This is a genomic window from Parapedobacter defluvii, assembly GCF_014642075.1.
In the GTDB taxonomy this organism is placed as follows: Bacteria; Bacteroidota; Bacteroidia; order Sphingobacteriales; family Sphingobacteriaceae; genus Parapedobacter; species Parapedobacter defluvii.
Genome location: NZ_BMIK01000006.1, coordinates 170,697 through 187,131, shown reverse-complemented (window position 1 = coordinate 187,131; position 16,435 = coordinate 170,697). Strand labels below are relative to the sequence as shown.

The 16,435-nt window shown below is 48.0% G+C and carries 18 protein-coding genes; 15 read left to right on the top strand and 3 right to left on the bottom strand.

Features of this window, described 5'->3' with window-relative positions; genetic code table 11:
* The first annotated feature begins 4 nt into the window (after positions 1-4).
* The 10 genes from IEX60_RS11335 (at position 5) to IEX60_RS11290 (ending at position 9,965) form a co-directional block, all read left to right on the top strand.
* On the top strand, positions 5-868 hold the full coding sequence (locus tag IEX60_RS11335) for a DMT family transporter (protein WP_188750638.1): 864 nt from the start codon (positions 5-7) through the stop codon (positions 866-868).
* Positions 865-1,482, top strand: a complete 618-nt coding sequence (locus tag IEX60_RS11330; protein ID WP_188750636.1) for an IMPACT family protein — start codon at positions 865-867, stop codon at positions 1,480-1,482. Before IEX60_RS11335 ends, IEX60_RS11330 begins: the two co-directional genes overlap by 4 nt.
* Before the next feature lie 201 nt (positions 1,483-1,683).
* On the top strand, positions 1,684-3,792 hold the full coding sequence (locus IEX60_RS11325; protein WP_188750633.1) for a ferredoxin-like domain-containing protein: 2,109 nt from the start codon (positions 1,684-1,686) through the stop codon (positions 3,790-3,792).
* A 14-nt stretch (positions 3,793-3,806) separates the two neighbouring features.
* A complete protein-coding gene (gene cobA, locus IEX60_RS11320; RefSeq protein ID WP_229717529.1) occupies positions 3,807-4,589 on the top strand; it encodes a uroporphyrinogen-III C-methyltransferase in 783 nt (260 codons plus the stop codon).
* Positions 4,586-5,185 (top strand): precorrin-2 dehydrogenase/sirohydrochlorin ferrochelatase family protein, encoded by a 600-nt coding sequence (locus IEX60_RS11315; RefSeq protein ID WP_188750631.1) that lies wholly within the window; start codon positions 4,586-4,588, stop codon positions 5,183-5,185. The genes cobA and IEX60_RS11315 overlap by 4 nt, the downstream gene beginning before the upstream one ends.
* Positions 5,182-5,892, top strand: coding sequence for a phosphoadenylyl-sulfate reductase (locus tag IEX60_RS11310; RefSeq protein WP_188750629.1), 711 nt, complete (start codon positions 5,182-5,184; stop codon positions 5,890-5,892). Before IEX60_RS11315 ends, IEX60_RS11310 begins: the two co-directional genes overlap by 4 nt.
* 81 nt (positions 5,893-5,973) lie before the next feature.
* On the top strand, positions 5,974-6,864 hold the full coding sequence (gene cysD, locus IEX60_RS11305) for a sulfate adenylyltransferase subunit CysD (protein ID WP_229717535.1): 891 nt from the start codon (positions 5,974-5,976) through the stop codon (positions 6,862-6,864).
* Between the two features lie 40 nt (positions 6,865-6,904).
* Positions 6,905-8,155 carry a sulfate adenylyltransferase subunit 1 gene (locus IEX60_RS11300; RefSeq protein ID WP_188750624.1) on the top strand — a complete coding sequence of 417 codons (1,251 nt, stop codon included), beginning with the start codon at positions 6,905-6,907 and terminating at the stop codon, positions 8,153-8,155.
* A gap of 233 nt (positions 8,156-8,388) precedes the next feature.
* The gene (gene gdhA, locus IEX60_RS11295) at positions 8,389-9,720 is read left to right on the top strand and encodes an NADP-specific glutamate dehydrogenase (protein WP_188750621.1); all 1,332 of its coding nucleotides are present in this window, start codon (positions 8,389-8,391) and stop codon (positions 9,718-9,720) included.
* On the top strand, positions 9,717-9,965 hold the full coding sequence (locus IEX60_RS11290) for a hypothetical protein (protein WP_188750619.1): 249 nt from the start codon (positions 9,717-9,719) through the stop codon (positions 9,963-9,965). The genes gdhA and IEX60_RS11290 overlap by 4 nt, the downstream gene beginning before the upstream one ends.
* A 16-nt stretch (positions 9,966-9,981) precedes the next feature.
* Here IEX60_RS11290 and IEX60_RS11285 read toward each other — a convergent pair whose 3' ends face one another.
* A complete protein-coding gene (locus IEX60_RS11285; protein WP_188750617.1) occupies positions 9,982-10,665 on the bottom strand; it encodes an SIR2 family NAD-dependent protein deacylase in 684 nt (227 codons plus the stop codon).
* A 71-nt stretch (positions 10,666-10,736) separates the two neighbouring features.
* On the opposite strand from IEX60_RS11285, the gene rnhA reads away from it, so the two are divergent.
* The 5 genes from rnhA (at position 10,737) to IEX60_RS11260 (ending at position 13,908) form a co-directional block, all read left to right on the top strand.
* The gene (gene rnhA / locus IEX60_RS11280) at positions 10,737-11,195 is read left to right on the top strand and encodes a ribonuclease HI (protein ID WP_188750615.1); all 459 of its coding nucleotides are present in this window, start codon (positions 10,737-10,739) and stop codon (positions 11,193-11,195) included.
* Positions 11,196-11,282: 87 nt separating this feature from the next.
* Positions 11,283-11,789 (top strand): hypothetical protein, encoded by a 507-nt coding sequence (locus tag IEX60_RS11275; RefSeq protein WP_188750612.1) that lies wholly within the window; start codon positions 11,283-11,285, stop codon positions 11,787-11,789.
* 25 nt (positions 11,790-11,814) lie between these two features.
* Entirely contained in the window at positions 11,815-12,468 is a 654-nt protein-coding gene (locus tag IEX60_RS11270; RefSeq protein WP_188750610.1) for a hypothetical protein, read from the top strand.
* A gap of 34 nt (positions 12,469-12,502) precedes the next feature.
* On the top strand, positions 12,503-13,276 hold the full coding sequence (locus IEX60_RS11265; protein ID WP_188750608.1) for a sensor histidine kinase: 774 nt from the start codon (positions 12,503-12,505) through the stop codon (positions 13,274-13,276).
* A 5-nt stretch (positions 13,277-13,281) separates the two neighbouring features.
* The gene (locus tag IEX60_RS11260) at positions 13,282-13,908 is read left to right on the top strand and encodes a response regulator transcription factor (protein ID WP_188750606.1); all 627 of its coding nucleotides are present in this window, start codon (positions 13,282-13,284) and stop codon (positions 13,906-13,908) included.
* A gap of 9 nt (positions 13,909-13,917) precedes the next feature.
* On the opposite strand, the gene lysA is transcribed toward IEX60_RS11260, so the two are convergent.
* Together lysA and IEX60_RS11250 are read right to left on the bottom strand one after the other, a co-directional pair.
* Positions 13,918-15,099: a diaminopimelate decarboxylase gene (lysA, locus tag IEX60_RS11255; protein WP_188750604.1), complete on the bottom strand. Its 1,182-nt coding sequence runs from the start codon at positions 15,097-15,099 to the stop codon at positions 13,918-13,920.
* 22 nt (positions 15,100-15,121) lie between these two features.
* Entirely contained in the window at positions 15,122-16,435 is a 1,314-nt protein-coding gene (locus IEX60_RS11250) for an aspartate kinase (protein ID WP_188750603.1), read from the bottom strand.

The window sequence follows — 16,435 nt, the reverse complement described above, 5'->3', positions numbered from 1 at the left end:
CGGTATGCTCTACGTGCTTTTCAGCGTTGTGTGCAGTGTCACGGTCTCGGTGATCCTCAAACTGGCGCGGCGTTATGAAGTGGACACTACCCAGATCATCGTCTGGAATTACCCGGTAGCCGTGCTGTGCACGTGGGGTTTTCTCCAACCCGTGTGGACCCCCACGGTGATGGCAGATGCTCCGTTCGGATTGTATGGTACGCTGGCCGTCTTACTACCCGGGATCTTCGTGGCACTCGGTGCCTCGATCCGCTATGCTGGGATCGTCCGCACGGAAGTGGCGCAACGCCTGTCGCTGTTTATCTCGTTGATAGCGGCATTTCTGCTGTTCGGCGAAACACCACAGTCTGCCAAGCTTGCGGGGGTTGCCGTCGGTGTTGTGGGCATCCTATGTAGCATCGGTTGGCATAAAGGCAAAAACCAGTATGGGCTTAACCATCGGGTGTGGTTATATCCGGTGGTCATATTCTTCGGATATGGCATTGTCGATATCCTGTTCAAGCAGGTCGCCCAGCATACGGATGTACCCTATACAACGTCGATGCTGATGGTGTTTCTTTTGGCCATGGGTGTGGCGTTTATCTACCTGGCCTATCACATCATGGGGGCGAAGAAACGCTTTTCCGTGCATGCAATCTTCTGGGGAATGGTATTGGGTGGATTCAACTTTGCCAACATCCTGTTTTACATGCGGGCACACCGTGCCCTGCCGGACAATCCGTCCATCGTTTTCACCGGCATGAATGTCGGAGTCATCGCACTGGGAGCCCTTATCGGTATTTTTCTTTTTCAGGAAAAATTGTCGTTTATCAACAAAATTGGGATAATTTTGGCCGTAATATCGGTATTGATGATCGCGTATCTGTGAGTTTATTCGAAGACACCTATAAAACCATTGCTTCCCCAAGTGAGGGAATATACAAGGATAAGGGCAGCAAATTCATTGCGTATGCCTATCCGCTGCGCAGTGAGGACCAAATAAAGGAACGGGTGGCTGCTTTGAAATCCGAACATCCCAAAGCACGGCACCACTGCTGGGCGTACCGGCTTACGCCCGACCGCTCCGTATATCGCATCAATGACGACGGAGAACCGTCAGGCACAGCCGGCCGACCGATTCTCAACACCCTGCTATCGTACGATCTCACCAATATTCTCGTGGTGGTGGTGCGCTATTTCGGAGGCACGTTACTCGGTGTACCGGGATTGATCCATGCGTATAAAACGGCTACTCAAGAAGCATTGACCGCCGCAGAAGTGGTGGAGTTGACGGTAAATGATATATACCGTGTATCCTTCGGCTACGAACAGATGAACGACGTGATGCGTATCGTGAAAGATGAAGGAATCGGCGTATTGAAACAGGAGTTTGATAGCCAGTGTATCCTGGAACTGGAAATCCGGCAACAACAGGTAAACCGGGCGTCGGGGAGGCTACAGCAGGTGACGGGGGCGGAAGTAAAATATGTGGGGACACAGTAATTTTAATTTTATTCTACTATTTCTATATACTTTACGTATATTTGTCGCATGAAACAAACAAACGAGCAAAAAATGTACTGTTGCATGCCTCTTGAATAAGGGTGGCTGTTGGTATACGTTTCCGCTTAAGGTAAGATATAACGGCCTCCGCTAACAATTAGGGAGGTTTTATTATTTATAAAATATAACTAAACAACATTCATGCAGAGCTTTCGAACCGAACTGGAAAATCCGGTTGTTGAAAAGGAAATCATCGAGCTCGAACGCAAAATCAGAGCGTATCGGGAAGGATCCATGGTTGAAGATAAATTCAAGAGCCTACGTCTGGCCCGGGGAATTTATGGTCAACGGCAACCCGGCGTACAGATGGTACGGATTAAGCTACCTTTCGGCAAAGCAACGTTCAAGCAACTGCTGCGCATTGCGGATATATCCGATGAGTATGCCATCCGGAATTTGCATTTTACCACCCGGCAGGACATACAGATTCACTTTGTGAGTTTGGACCGTACACCCGAACTCTGGGCGAAATTGGCCCAGGATGATATCACCATCCGCGAGGCCTGCGGCAACACCGTGCGTAATGTGACGGCATCTCCCCAGGCGGGTATTGATCCCGAGGAACCGTTTGATGTGTCGCCCTATGCACACGCGACATTTTCCTATTTCCTGCGCAATCCGATTTGCCAGGAACTCGGCCGGAAGTTTAAATTCGGCTTTTCATCCAGCACACGGGATACGGCTTTTGCTTTTGGGCAGGACCTGGGTTTTATTCCAAAAGTCCGGACGGTGAATAACGTCGAAGAACGCGGATTCCGGGTGATCCTGGGCGGTGGGCTCGGGGCGCAGCCGATGGCCGGGCACCTGGTGCATGAGTTCCTTCCCGAAGACCAGTTGATTCCCTATTCGGAAAGTGTACTCCGGGTATTTGACCGGTATGGCGAACGGAACAACAGAAACAAAGCCCGTTTTAAATATCTGATCCAAAAGCTTGGGCTGGATGAAGTAAAACGGCTGATTGCTGAAGAGCAGATAGCAAGCAAAGTAAAGACATTCAAGATCGACCGAGATGCGGTGCCCCAACCTGAACCACCGGAATTACGCCCGATCGAGGAGGAGCCTGTGTCGAATCCGATCGCGTATGAGGTCTGGAAAAAGACCAATACATGGGAACAAAAACAGACGGGGTATTATGCCGTCTATGTGAAGGTGCCAACCGGTGACATGCCGACCAAGGATGCACGGGTATTGATAGCAGGTATACGCGGGCATGTGGCCGATGAAGTACGGATTACACAAAATCAGGGACTGCTGCTGAAATTTGCACGGGAAGAATCCCTTCCGCATATATACAATGTGCTGGAAAAGATCGGTTTCGCCAAACCCGGTTTTGACAGCGTAGCCGATGTGACCACCTGCCCGGGTACGGATACATGTAACCTCGGTATTTCCAACAGTACCGAAATGGCCAGGGTGCTCGAATCGTTAATATACGATGAATATGAGGAACTGGTTTTTGACCGGGAAATTAAAATCAAAATCAGCGGGTGCATGAATTCATGCGGACAGCATGGGATCGCAAACATCGGGATACACGGTAGCTCGCTGAAAGCCGATGGCAGGGTGGTTCCTGCCGCCCAGATTATGCTGGGAGGCGGTGTGTTGGGCGACGGACTGGGACGCGTGGCTGAACGTGTGATCAAAGTTCCGTCTAAGCGCGTAGTCAGTGCCGTACGTTTGCTGCTGGACGATTACCTGGCTAATTCCAATCCGGAAGAGCGCTTTCATGATTACTACGACCGGCAAACCAAAGATTATTTTTACCGCATGCTGAAACCGCTGGCAGACCTTACCACGCTGATTGAGGATGAGTTTGTCGATTGGGGACACCAGGAAACCTACCAGCAGGCGATCGGTGTGGGCGAGTGTGCCGGTGTGGTCATCGACCTCGTTGCGGTGTTACTATTCGAGGCGGAAGAAAAACTGGGCTGGGCAAACGAGAGCTACAGTGCAGGCGCTTATGCCGATGCGATCTATCATGCCTATGCCGTATACATAAGTACCGCAAAAGCCTTGTTGCTTGACAAAGGCATCCACAGCAGTACCCAGATTGCAATTATCAGGGATTTTGATAAGAATTTCGTGGAATCGGGTGAGTTCCTGGTATCCGGCGGTTTTGAAGACCGGGTGCTGGAAATCAACAAGCACGAGCCTTCGGAGGCATTTGCCCGTCAATACCTTGCCGGCGTAATCGATTTCTATCAAACAGTCGCTGCGAAACGATCGGTTACCGCCGAGGTAAATGGTTAATAACGGCAGGTTAAATGCATGAACAACAAGTTAAGAAAATGAACGCTTATCCCAAAATAACGTTAGTAGGAGCGGGGCCGGGGGATACTGATTTGATCAGCCTCAAGGGATTGAAAGCATTGTCAACAGCCGATGTGGTGCTTTACGACGCGTTGGTCAACGAAGAGCTGCTGGAATATGTACCGAAAGAGGCACTGCGGGTTTTCGTGGGCAAACGCGCAAACCAGCACGCATATAGCCAGCAACAGATCAATGAAATGATGGTGGCCTATGCCCGTTCGAATGGCCATGTGGTACGGTTGAAAGGCGGCGATCCGTTTGTATTCGGAAGAGGCGGTGAAGAATTGGATCACGCCGCGCTATGCGGTATCCCCACCGCTGTGGTACCCGGTATAAGCAGCGCTGTCGCACTTGCGGGATTACAGGGAATACCGTTAACCTACCGCGGCATAAGTGAGAGTTTCTGGGTGATTACCGGTGCAACCACGGCCGGCGTAATTTCGCAGGATATCCATGCTGCCGCCAAGACCGGAGCCACGGTTGTCATCCTCATGGGACTGAATAAGCTCACGGAGATCGTTACGGTTTTCCGGAACGAGGGAAAAGGAAACCTTCCGATTGCCGTGATCCAAAATGGCTCTATGCCTGACGAAAAGATCGTATTAGGCACGATAGATACCATTGTTGCGCACGTAAAAGATCAGGGAATAGGCGCACCTGCGGTCATTGTGATCGGCGAGGTCGTAGCCAAACATAAACAATTCGGGCTGGAACAAGCCAATGCGATAGCGGTATGAAAGAAGTTACAGGCAATCCGTTGTTTCCTGTGTTCCTGCAGTTGAATAAACTGCATGTCCTGCTCGTGGGTGGAGGAAACGTGGGATTGGAGAAACTGACGGCATTGCTGGGTAACAGCCCGGAAGCAACGGTAACGCTTGTGGCACGCGAAATCAGTACAGATGTGCGCAGCTATGTTGCTGACTACCCCGCTGTGCGATTGCGCGAGCGCGCATTCGAAGAAGCGGATCTCGACGGGGTGGACCTGGTCGTGGTGGCATCCAATAATCCTCAATTGAATGCACATATCCGGAATGAATGCCGTAAACGACATTTGTTAATCAACGTGGCAGATAAACCGGATTTGTGTGATTTTTACCTGGGCTCGGTCGTAAAGAAAGGAAATCTGAAACTGGGAATTTCGACCAACGGCAAATCACCGACCATTGCAAAAAGAATCAAAGAATTATTGAATGACGCGTTGCCGGACGAAATTGATGAGACACTGACATATATGAGTCAGCTGCGGGATTTACTAAAGGGGGATTTCAATGACAAGGTAAAGGCATTGAATGCACATACTGCTTCGCTGCTGGCGTCAAAGGAGGGAATATGAACGTTTTGACAGAAGAAATAAGCGAATTGGTATACGGAAAGGATACGGTGCAGGCATTAACAGCTTTGGCCGATAGGTTTCCGGGAAAGATCGTATTTTCAACCAGTTTTGGTATTGAAGATCAAATCATTACACATTTTATCTTTAGCAACAATTTACCCATCAGGGTCTTTACACTGGAAACGGGGCGGTTATTTCCGGAAACGTACTACGTTTGGAACCGTACGCTGGAGATCTATAAAAAAGACATCGAAGCGTATTTCCCGGATACCCATGCCGTGCAGCAACTGATCAGCCAAAAGGGGCCGTCAAGTTTCTACGAGTCGGTCGAAAACAGGAAAGAGTGCTGCCGTATCCGCAAAATTGAACCCCTGCAACGGGCTTTGGAAGGAGCAGAATGCTGGATTACCGGCATCCGCGCTGAACAGTCGGACAACAGGCAGGGTATGTCCCAGATTGAATGGGACAACAACAACCAGTTGCTCAAGTTCCATCCGATCTACGATTGGTCGTTGGATGAAGTTTGGAGCTTCACGAAGGCGCACCATATTCCCTATAACCCGCTGCATGACAAAGGATTTCCCAGCATCGGATGTGCTCCCTGTACACGTGCCGTCAGGGAAGGGGAGGACTTCCGGGCAGGCCGCTGGTGGTGGGAGGATACCAGTAAAAAAGAATGCGGATTGCACGCTACCGAAACACATTGAGCGTTACGAATGAACGAAGGTATCTCGCTAAAGGCCGATAGCCGAAAGCAGATAACTGAAAAAATACAACAAACAACAAATATGGATTATTTAGACCATTTAGAGGCGGAGGCGATCTATATCCTGCGTGAGGTGGCAGGTCAATTTGAAAAACCGGCTTTGCTATTTTCCGGAGGAAAGGACTCCATAACATTGGTTCATTTAGCAGAAAAAGCATTTCGCCCCGGCAAATTCCCATTCCCACTGGTGCATATAGATACCGGTCATAATTTTCCCGAAACCATTGAATTCCGTGATGAACTAGTAGCTAGGTTGGGGGAAGAACTAATCGTTGGTTACGTACAGGAAAGCATTGATACCGGAAAAGTGGTTGAGCAGAAAGGCAAGAACGCCAGCCGGAACCCACTTCAGACCGTTACACTTCTTGATACCATTGCGAAGCATGGTTTTGACGCCTGCATCGGTGGTGCCAGACGGGATGAGGAAAAAGCACGGGCCAAGGAGCGCATTTTTTCGGTGCGCGATGAGTTTGGACAATGGGATCCCAAAAGGCAACGCCCGGAGCTATGGAACATCTACAACGGACGTATCCATAAAGGAGAAAACGTACGGGTGTTTCCCATCAGCAACTGGACGGAGCTGGACGTATGGAATTACATCCGGAGAGAAAATATTAAGTTGCCCTCCATTTATTTTTCCCATGAGCGCGATGTCATCACCCGCAACGGACAATTAATGGCAGCTACCGAATTTCTGAACCTAGATCACGAAGATGTAATCGAATACCGGAAAGTACGGTTCCGGACGGTAGGGGATATGACCTGTACTGCTGCAGTACCCTCCGAGGCCTACCACATCGATGACATCATCGAAGAAATCCGGTTGTCGAAAATAAGTGAACGCGGAGCCAGAATGGACGACAAGGTGTCGGAAGCTGCAATGGAGGACCGTAAAAAAGGCGGATATTTTTGAGAAAGTAAAAAGTAGAAAGTAAGAAGAAAACAATCCAAACATGGATCTATTAAAATTTATTACAGCAGGAAGTGTGGACGACGGAAAGAGCACACTGATCGGGCGATTGCTGTATGATACAAACTCGGTGCTTGACGATCAATTGGAGGCCATACAACGAGCCAACCGGAAAAACAACGACGGCACACTGGATTTAGCCATATTGACCGATGGACTAAAGGCGGAACGCGAACAGGGAATTACCATTGATGTGGCATACAAATATTTCCAAACGGAAAAGCGTAAATTCATTATCGCAGATGCACCCGGGCATATTCAATATACCCGGAACATGGTAACCGGAGCGTCCAATTCTGATTTGGCCATCATCCTGATCGATGCACGCAAAGGTGTGGTGGAACAAACACGGAGGCATTCGTTTATTGTGTCGTTACTGGGGATCCCGAATGTCCTCGTGTGTGTGAATAAAATGGATATGGTAGACTACGACCAGGCGGTATTCGACAAAATCAAAACAGATTACGAGCGGCTTGCACAAAGTCTACGCATCAAACAGATCGATTATATCCCTGTGAGCGCGTTGAAGGGCGATAACATCGTTACAACGTCTATAAATATCCCCTGGTACCAGGGCAGACCTTTGCTGGACTTCCTTGAAACCGTACAAATAGATCATGCCTCGGATAACAAGCAGGCCCGTTTTCCGGTACAATGGGTCATCCGGCCACAGACACAGGCATTACACGATTACCGCGGCTATGCGGGACGGGTAGTGGGAGGTACGTTTGAAGTGGGGGACCGGGTGGTCGCATTGCCATCCGGATTCAGCAGCATAGTTAGCCGTATTGAATTGGCTAACAACGATTTAAATACCGCACCCGAGGGTGCTTCTGTTGTCATCCACCTGGCTGATGACATCGATATCAGCAGGGGAGATATGCTGGTAAAACAAGATGAGCAGCCCGCTGTTTCACAGCGCTTTGAAGCGGAAATCTGCTGGATGGATACCCGGCCGCTGGATCTCAATCAGTTTTATTTGCTGCAGCAGCACGGAAAAACAGCCAAGGTAAAAATACAGGACGTAATTTACCGGGTCAACGTTGAAACATTACAGCAGTCGGCCGCTGCAGAGCTTGATTTGAACGACATCGGTAAAATCCAATTCAAATCGGCAGATCCGCTGGCATTTGACAGCTACGTGTCGAACAAAGCAAACGGTGGCGCAATTCTCATTGATCTGCGGAATAACCTGACTGTGGCGGCGCTAATGATCACAGAGCCCGTCGACTAATTGCATGATTAGTAAGTTACCAGCAAACGAATGAAAAAGGGAACGGAATGGGGTTCCCTTTATTTGTTTACTGAATTATTATTTAACATAACGTCAATTATAGTCTAAAATATGTGCTGTAAATAGCTATGTAACACCTAATGTCACTTTTCTTTGATAATAAGATAATAAAATCTTATTTCTCTTAAAAAAATTATAAATTTGCTGCGAAACTTATATTAAATTTTTAAACGATGCCAAGTTATTTACATTCGTTCATCGAAGACGTTGCCACACGAAATCCACATCAACCTGAGTTTTTGCAAGCAGTCAGGGAAATTGCTGAAGATGTTATTCCGTATATTGAAAAAAATGCGCCTGAGTTCATCGACCGGAAATTGCTTGAACGGATGGTGGAACCGGAACGGACTATTTCTTTCCGGGTAGTTTGGCAGGACGACCAAAACAACATACAGGTTAACCGTGGTTACCGGGTACAAATGAATAGCTCACTGGGGCCTTATAAAGGCGGCCTACGCTTTTCACCAACGGTGAATCTCAGTATTTTAAAATTCCTCGCGTTCGAACAAACTTTTAAAAACAGCCTGACCGGCCTGCCGCTTGGCAGTGGCAAAGGCGGTGCAGATTTTGATCCCAAGGGCAAATCGGACAATGAAATCATGCGCTTTTGCCAAAGCTTCATGACCGAGTTATACCGGCATATCGGTTCCGAAACCGATGTTCCCGCAGGTGATATCGGTGTGGGAGAACGTGAAATCGGGTATTTATTTGGTCAATACAAACGCCTGCAGAATAATTTTACCGGCGTACTTACCGGCAAAGGCCCAACCTGGGCAGGCAGTTTCATCCGCCCGGAAGCTACCGGTTTCGGATTGCTTTATTTTGTAGAGCGCATGCTGTATGAAGTTGAGGATTCCCTGAAAGGCAAAACGGTTGCCGTATCAGGTGCAGGAAACGTTGCTTATTATGCAGCCTTAAAAGCAACTTCTCTGGGTGCTAAAGTCGTGACCATATCCAATAGTACCGGTACAATTTACGACGAAAACGGCTTCACTGCCGAAAAATTGGATTACGTCAATTCGCTGAAGCGGAACTTACAGGAATATACGAAACGTTATGCTTCGGAGTTTCATGCGGGAAAGAAACCCTGGCAGTTTCCGTGTGATATAGCCCTCCCCTGCGCTACTCAAAACGAACTGGATGAAGAAGATGCAAAACAGCTTATCGGAAATGGCTGCTTTTGTATTGCGGAAGGTGCGAACATGCCCTGCACCGAGGAGGCTGTAAAAGAAATACTGAAAGCCAACCTATTATTTGCTCCCGGTAAAGCGGCAAACGCCGGTGGCGTTGCGGTATCCGGACTCGAAATGTCTCAAAACCGCATCGGTCAGCAATGGCCGGCAGAAAAAGTGGATAGCAAACTCAAAAAAATCATGCACGACATCCACGATACCTGCTCGCACTACGGCAAGAATAAGAACGGGCGGATTAACTACTTAAAAGGTGCCAACATCGGAGGTTTTGTCAAGGTGGCTACCGCAATGCGGGCACAAGGACTGGTATGAGGACCGTCGCAGAACTCCCCCACCCCGATTTTAAAATAACGATTTTCACGATGAACCAAAAATTCATCGTGAAATTCGAACAAGGTACACTTGAACAGGTTTATAAGATCGCAGAAGCGGATATTACCGACGGGGTCAACGGGGTGTTTCAGCTGATTGATGACGACTTTACCAAGTCGGTATCCCAACGTTTTGATGAAATGCGTCAGTCCTTCATCGGCGCATACAAACGGCATGAATATTAATTGCGGCTCACTTTTGCTACGCCATCAGCCTCTCTACGAGTTGAGGTACGGCAGCCGCAGCCTTATCATCAACACAGATCACCCCGGGTTGCCGCGATAGCAGAGAAGCCTGCGGATCCACAAAATATTTAACCGCACGGTCTGGTACTTCATCCAACAAGCCTGCAGCGGGATAGACCTGCAGCGACGTGCCGACAACAATAAAAACGTCTGCTTGGTGGCATACTCCGATCGCCTCTCCCATGGCGGGAACGGCTTCGCCAAACCACACGACATGCGGGCGCAGTTGGCTGCCCAGTTCGCAACACTCACCCATGCGGATTTCGTCGCCGGTAATGGGATAAGTCAGCGCCGGATTCACACTGGATTGCGACCTGGTAATCAACCCATGGAGATGCAGCACCGTACTCGAACCTGCCCGTTCGTGAAGGTCATCTATATTCTGCGTGACGACGGTCACCCGGTATTTTTCCTCCAGTTTTGCCAACGCCTGATGTGCGGCGTTCGGTCGGGCTTCGCGTACCGCCTTTCTGCGAATGTTATAAAAATGTTGTACCAGTTCCGGGTTCCGCTCCCAGGCTTCCGGCGTGGCTACCTCTTCTACCCGGTACCCTTCCCACAGTCCATCCGTCCCACGGAAAGTTTTGAGCCCGCTTTCGGCCGATATACCTGCCCCGGTAAATACCACAATGTGTTCCATGTAGACAAAATAACCAATTTCCGGTGTAATTACCCAACGATTTAACCCGGAATGCCTTACCTTTGCGCACGATGATCGAACTGTATACCGATGGCGCTTCGAGCGGCAATCCCGGTCCCGGTGGATATGGAGTTATCCTGAGGTCCGGTCCCCATTACAAAGAACTATCCCAAGGTTTCCGGAAGACCACCAACAACCGGATGGAGCTGCTTGCCGTAATCACCGGGCTGGAAGCGCTGCGGAAACCCGGTCAGGACGTGGTGGTTTATTCCGATTCGAAGTATGTCATCGATGCGGTTGAAAAAGGCTGGGTACATGGCTGGGTAAGGAAAGGCTTTGCAGGAAAAAAAAACAAGGATCTGTGGATGCGTTTCCTGAAGATTTATAACCTGCACAGGGTACGGTTTGTCTGGGTAAAGGGCCATGCGGGTCATCCCGAAAATGAGCGTTGTGACCAACTGGCCGTGCAGGCCTCGCTTAATTCATCGCAGTGGCTGATTGACGGGGGTTTTGAATCCGCTGCTGTATAAAAATACCCATTTTGGTGTATTGCCATTACACTTGTTTTTTTCGATGTTTGTAGCATTCTAAAAATTAAGCAAGTAAAAAGACCTGTTATGAAAGATTCAATCAATCCGAGAAAAAGTAAATTAAATCTGATTCCCGTCGAATTAGCCCAGCATATGGTCAAAGCCTATCGGGAACAACGCAGTGCGCCAGCGGCTAAAATGCGAAGCAAGGAATTGGGAAAAGAGGTTGAAGAGCCTCACTCATTTTGGGTAAGCAAAGAAGCGCTGCTTGAACTGATGACCCTAAATAAAGCCGATGGCATCCGGTTCTACTACGCAATTGCCGATGATTATCCGGGCTTCCCGCTGAAAAAGACAGACCATAAAAAAGCACATACGGTAGTAATGGTGGCTACGCGATCCGAAGATCCGGATAACCCAACCATGGAAAACAGTACTGATTGCCTGAATATACCAAAAAAAGAAGAAAGAACCTTAGAAAAAGGCGGGAAAGTCGGATCCGTGATTTTTCCCGTAGCTCCTTCACAGGCAGGATTGCCGGCGGATGAGCTGGAACTGTGCCCGCCACCCAAGCCGAAAGGACATCTGTTGTAAGTTCAGTTAGTGGCCGGATCAGCCTATGGATGCTATTACGATTGTCCTACTGGGACTGATTTTGTTGGGGGCCGTGATCGGATTCTATAGCCGGAAAAACTTTAAAATACCGGTTTTGAAGTTATTTCCCTACTTCCTGCTGTTCCAGTTTATCTATCAATTCGTTGCATCCGCGTATTCATTTGTATTCACCGACAATGCTTCCAACCATTTTATTTTCAATCTGGTATTGCCGGTGAATATCGTGTACTTTGGTATGCTATATCACGGGATCATCCGGAGCACCGTCAAGCGCAGGGTGGTTTTGATAGGTACAGTGCTGAACCTGCTGTTCTTTGTTGTCAATTTGATTTTCATTCAGGATATTTCCTTCCTGATGACTTATTCAAGGACAGCCATGTCGGTCTCGCTGGTGATCTTTAGCTTACTGTACTTCCATGAAATAGTAACCGACGATACCGGAGAAAACATCAATCCGGTGCGCAACGTTTCGTTCTGGATCGTTACCAGCATATTTTTCTTTTATCTATGCAGCACATTGACGATCATTTTTTGGAGTTATTTTGTCATTAACAATGAATATTTCGGAACGGTCATGATGCGTGTATTTGTTTTCCTCTTGTATTCGATGTATATTGCTGGCATGTTGTTGCATAGATCAGCCGAAGGAGATCCTTGACACATGCCGGTTTCGGCACATAAGGATGTGAAACATGGAAACATCGAACATTGAAGTGGTTCTTGCGGTTCTTTTCGGGAGCCTGATACTTGCTTTGATCGGTGTTTTTATGTTTGTAATGGTCATTGTTTATCAGAAAAGGAAGATCAAAAACATCCGGGAACAGCAACGGCTGATCACGCAGTACGAACAAGCGGTTCTGAAAGCAAAAGTGGAAATGCGTGAAGAAACCCTTAAGTATGTAGGCCAGGAACTTCATGATAACGTCGGGCAGGTATTATCTTTGATCAAACTTTACCTTTCCCAGCCGGAAATACAGCAGAAAGCGGCAATCAGGCAGCTGATCGATCAGGCAATTTCAGATATCCGTTCACTATCCCAAGACCTAAACATAAACCGGGTAGAACAGTATTCCTTGAGCGACTTTATAGAGCAGGAACTTAATAAAGTACACAAAGCGGGCCTCGTGAAAACCTCCTTTGAAAGTATGGGTGCCTGTGAACCGTTAAACATGCATGATCGACTGATGATCAGCCGTATTTTTCAGGAATGCATCAATAATATCCTGAAACATGCAGAAGCAAAACATATATTTGTAAAACTGTTTACGGTAGATGGTACCTGCATGCTGTCTGTGGTAGATGACGGCGTAGGGTTTGAAACAACCGCTGCGCATCTCGGTTCGGGGCTGATTAACATTTACGATCGCGTAAAGCTCATTGGCGGCGACATAGAGATCCATTCTGCCCTGGGTGCGGGAACAGAGATAAAACTCCGGATACCACGGTTAACATTCGCTGAAAACTGACCAATATGATAACGATAGCCATAGCCGACGATCACAAACTGATGTCTGAAGGAATTGCCTCGATCCTGCAGTCCGACCCCGATTTGCGGGTGTCCAAAATCTGCACCAATGGCAAGGAACTGATCGAATACCTAAAGAAAAACGAGGTAGACCTCGTATTGATTGACCTGAATATGCCCGTGTTAAACGGGCCGGACACCATACGTGTCCTGAGAAATAGTTGTATACCGGTTAAAATTGTCGTGTTGAGCATGTATGCAGACGAAACAATTTATGCAAAATGCAGGGAACTGGACATAAATGGTTACCTGCATAAAGACTCGGATGCACAGCACCTGATCGATACGATCAAAGTGATATCAGCGGGAGAAAATCGTTACGACTATGACCATTTGCCTAAATCGAGCTTCGCCGGAGATCCCCTTTTTGAGGACAAGTTTGTAAATAAGTTTAAACTTTCCCAACGGGAACAGGAAATTATTCAACTGGTCCGTAATGGACATACCAACCAGGAAATAGCTGATATACTGTTTCTGTCCATCCATACCGTAATGACGCACCGGAAGAATATCCTGCATAAATTAAGCGTGCGAAACACGGCGGAAATGCTCACACTGATTGGTGGGAATTAAGGTGTGCCGCTAATTTGAAACGTCGGTAAGCACAGGGCTGTATACATAGCGTATTTCATCCCTCAGGTTATAACGGGAAGCCATGACCTCCCCATAGGCACCCGCCGTCCGGATCGCTATCAGATCGCCACGCTCACATTTAGGAAGCGGTACTTCCTTACCGAAACAGTCGGTGCTTTCGCAAATGGGGCCTACCACGTCGTAACGAAGCTGCTCCTCATCGCTTTCCGTTGCTGCCGTGAGTTTTTCGATCTGATGATACGCCTGGTATAGTGCCGGCCGCATCAGTTCTGTCATTCCGGCATCAAGAATAAGGAAATTCTTTTTAAGGCCATTTTTTACATACAGCACCCGGCTGATCAGACTGCCACATTGCGACACCAATGCCCTTCCCAATTCAAAATGGACCTCCTGACCCGGTTTACGCTCCAGGAAATCATTAAATATGGAAAAATAAGACCGAAAGTCCGGAATTGGATGGACGTCGGGCTGATGGTAATCTACGCCGAGCCCCCCTCCTACGTTCAGCACACGTAGGCGGAACCCCCGTTCATCAAACCAATTGTTTAATTCGTTGACTTTTACGCAAAGACTTTTAAAAACATTCAGATCAATTATCTGCGAACCGATGTGGAAGTGAATACCGATTAATTCAAGATGTTCGGATTGACCGAGCACCTCCACGGCGTCTCCGAGTTGCCAGTACGCGATGCCGAATTTATTTTCATCCAATCCGGTAGTTATGTATTGGTGGGTCTGTGCGTCGACATTCGGATTAATGCGAAGAGCAACGCGTGCTTTCTTCCCCCGGTCGGCGGCTAATGCGTTAATGACCTTCAATTCTTCAATCGATTCTACATTAAATGCGAAAATATCGTAATCCAATGCATCACTGATCTCTTTGTCCGATTTACCTACACCCGCAAAGACAACATCACCGGCATTAAAGCCGATTTCAATCGCCTTCCTGACTTCGTTTCCGCTTACACAGTCGGCTCCGAAACCTGCCTCCCGGATCAGGTTAAGTATCCGGTCGTTGAAATTGGCTTTCAAAGCGTAATGTACCTGAAAGCCATGTACATCAGCCACTTGTTTTGCCGTGCTCAATGTTTTCTGAAGCAACGTCAGATCGTAGTAGTAAAACGGCGTCTCCTGAATGAAAAAAGACTCGATGAGGTTTGCATCAAACATAGTCGGTCACTCGCTTATTTCGTTAAAAAAGCCTGTTGTGTAAGGACCGTAGCGCCTCTGCCTTATGCTCCGTCTGCAACAGCATGGATATATTGTAGTTGCTACCGCCGTAAGAAATCATCCGTATGGGGATGTGTTTTACCGCATCCAGCACACGCGCGGCATAGCCGTGTGTATTCACTCCAAAATCGCCCACTACACATACGATGGTTTGATCGCGATCGATTTCAACAGATCCAAAGTCAGTTAGCTCACGTTCGATATCGGACAAGTATTTGACATCATCAATGGTCAGTGATATGGCTACTTCCGATGTAGTAATCATGTCGATGGGAGTTTTATACCGTTCAAACACTTCGAATACCCGCCGCAGGAATCCATAGGCGAGCAACATCCGTGAGGAATGGATCCGGATTGCAGTAATACCGTCCTTCGCAGCGATTGAACGCACAATTCCCTTTGCCGTGCCTTCCTTGTTAATCAGCGTACCCGGGGCATCGGGCTCCATTGTATTTAACAACCGCACGGGAACATTGTAGCGCTGTGCCGGAAAAACACTTTGGGGATGCAGAATCTTGGCACCGAAATACGCCAATTCAGCCGCTTCATTGAAACTTAGGTTGGCGATGGGTTTTGTGCCGTTCACGATACGTGGGTCATTGTTATGCATCCCGTCTATATCCGTCCATATCTGAATTTCATCGGCACCGATAGCTGCCCCGATCAAGGAAGCCGTATAATCACTGCCCCCACGCCGCAGATTGTCAATTTCACCAAAGGCATTTCGGCATATATACCCTTGTGTAATAAAGAGATTATGATCGCTCGATTGAAGTAATAATTCACTTAGGTTCTCGCGAATGAAATCAATTTTCGGCTCATTGTCTTCATCGATTTTCATGAAATCAAGTGCCGGCAATAACTTCGACCGGATCCCCAATTCGGTTAAGTGAAAATGGAAAAGCGTGGTAGAAATCAGTTCGCCCTGCGCAAGAATGATTTTTTCTTCGATGGGCGTAAAAAGATCACTTGAGAATGAGGCGATGAGATTAAAATGGTAATCAATCAATTCGGTTCCATTCTGAAGCCCCTCCTCCGTAGTGAAAAGATCGACAATAAGCGTCCGATAACGGTCGTGCAGCGTGTGGATCAGGGACGCTGCCCGATCTTTGTCGCCCGCTGCAAACGCTTGGGATATCTCAACCAGCGCATTGGTTGTACCCGCTACGGCCGAAAGCACGACGATCTGGCGTTCCTGCGGACGGATAATATCCAGCAATCCCTTGATCCGTTCAGCACTTCCTACAGATGTTCCCCCAAATTTCAGTATCTTCAT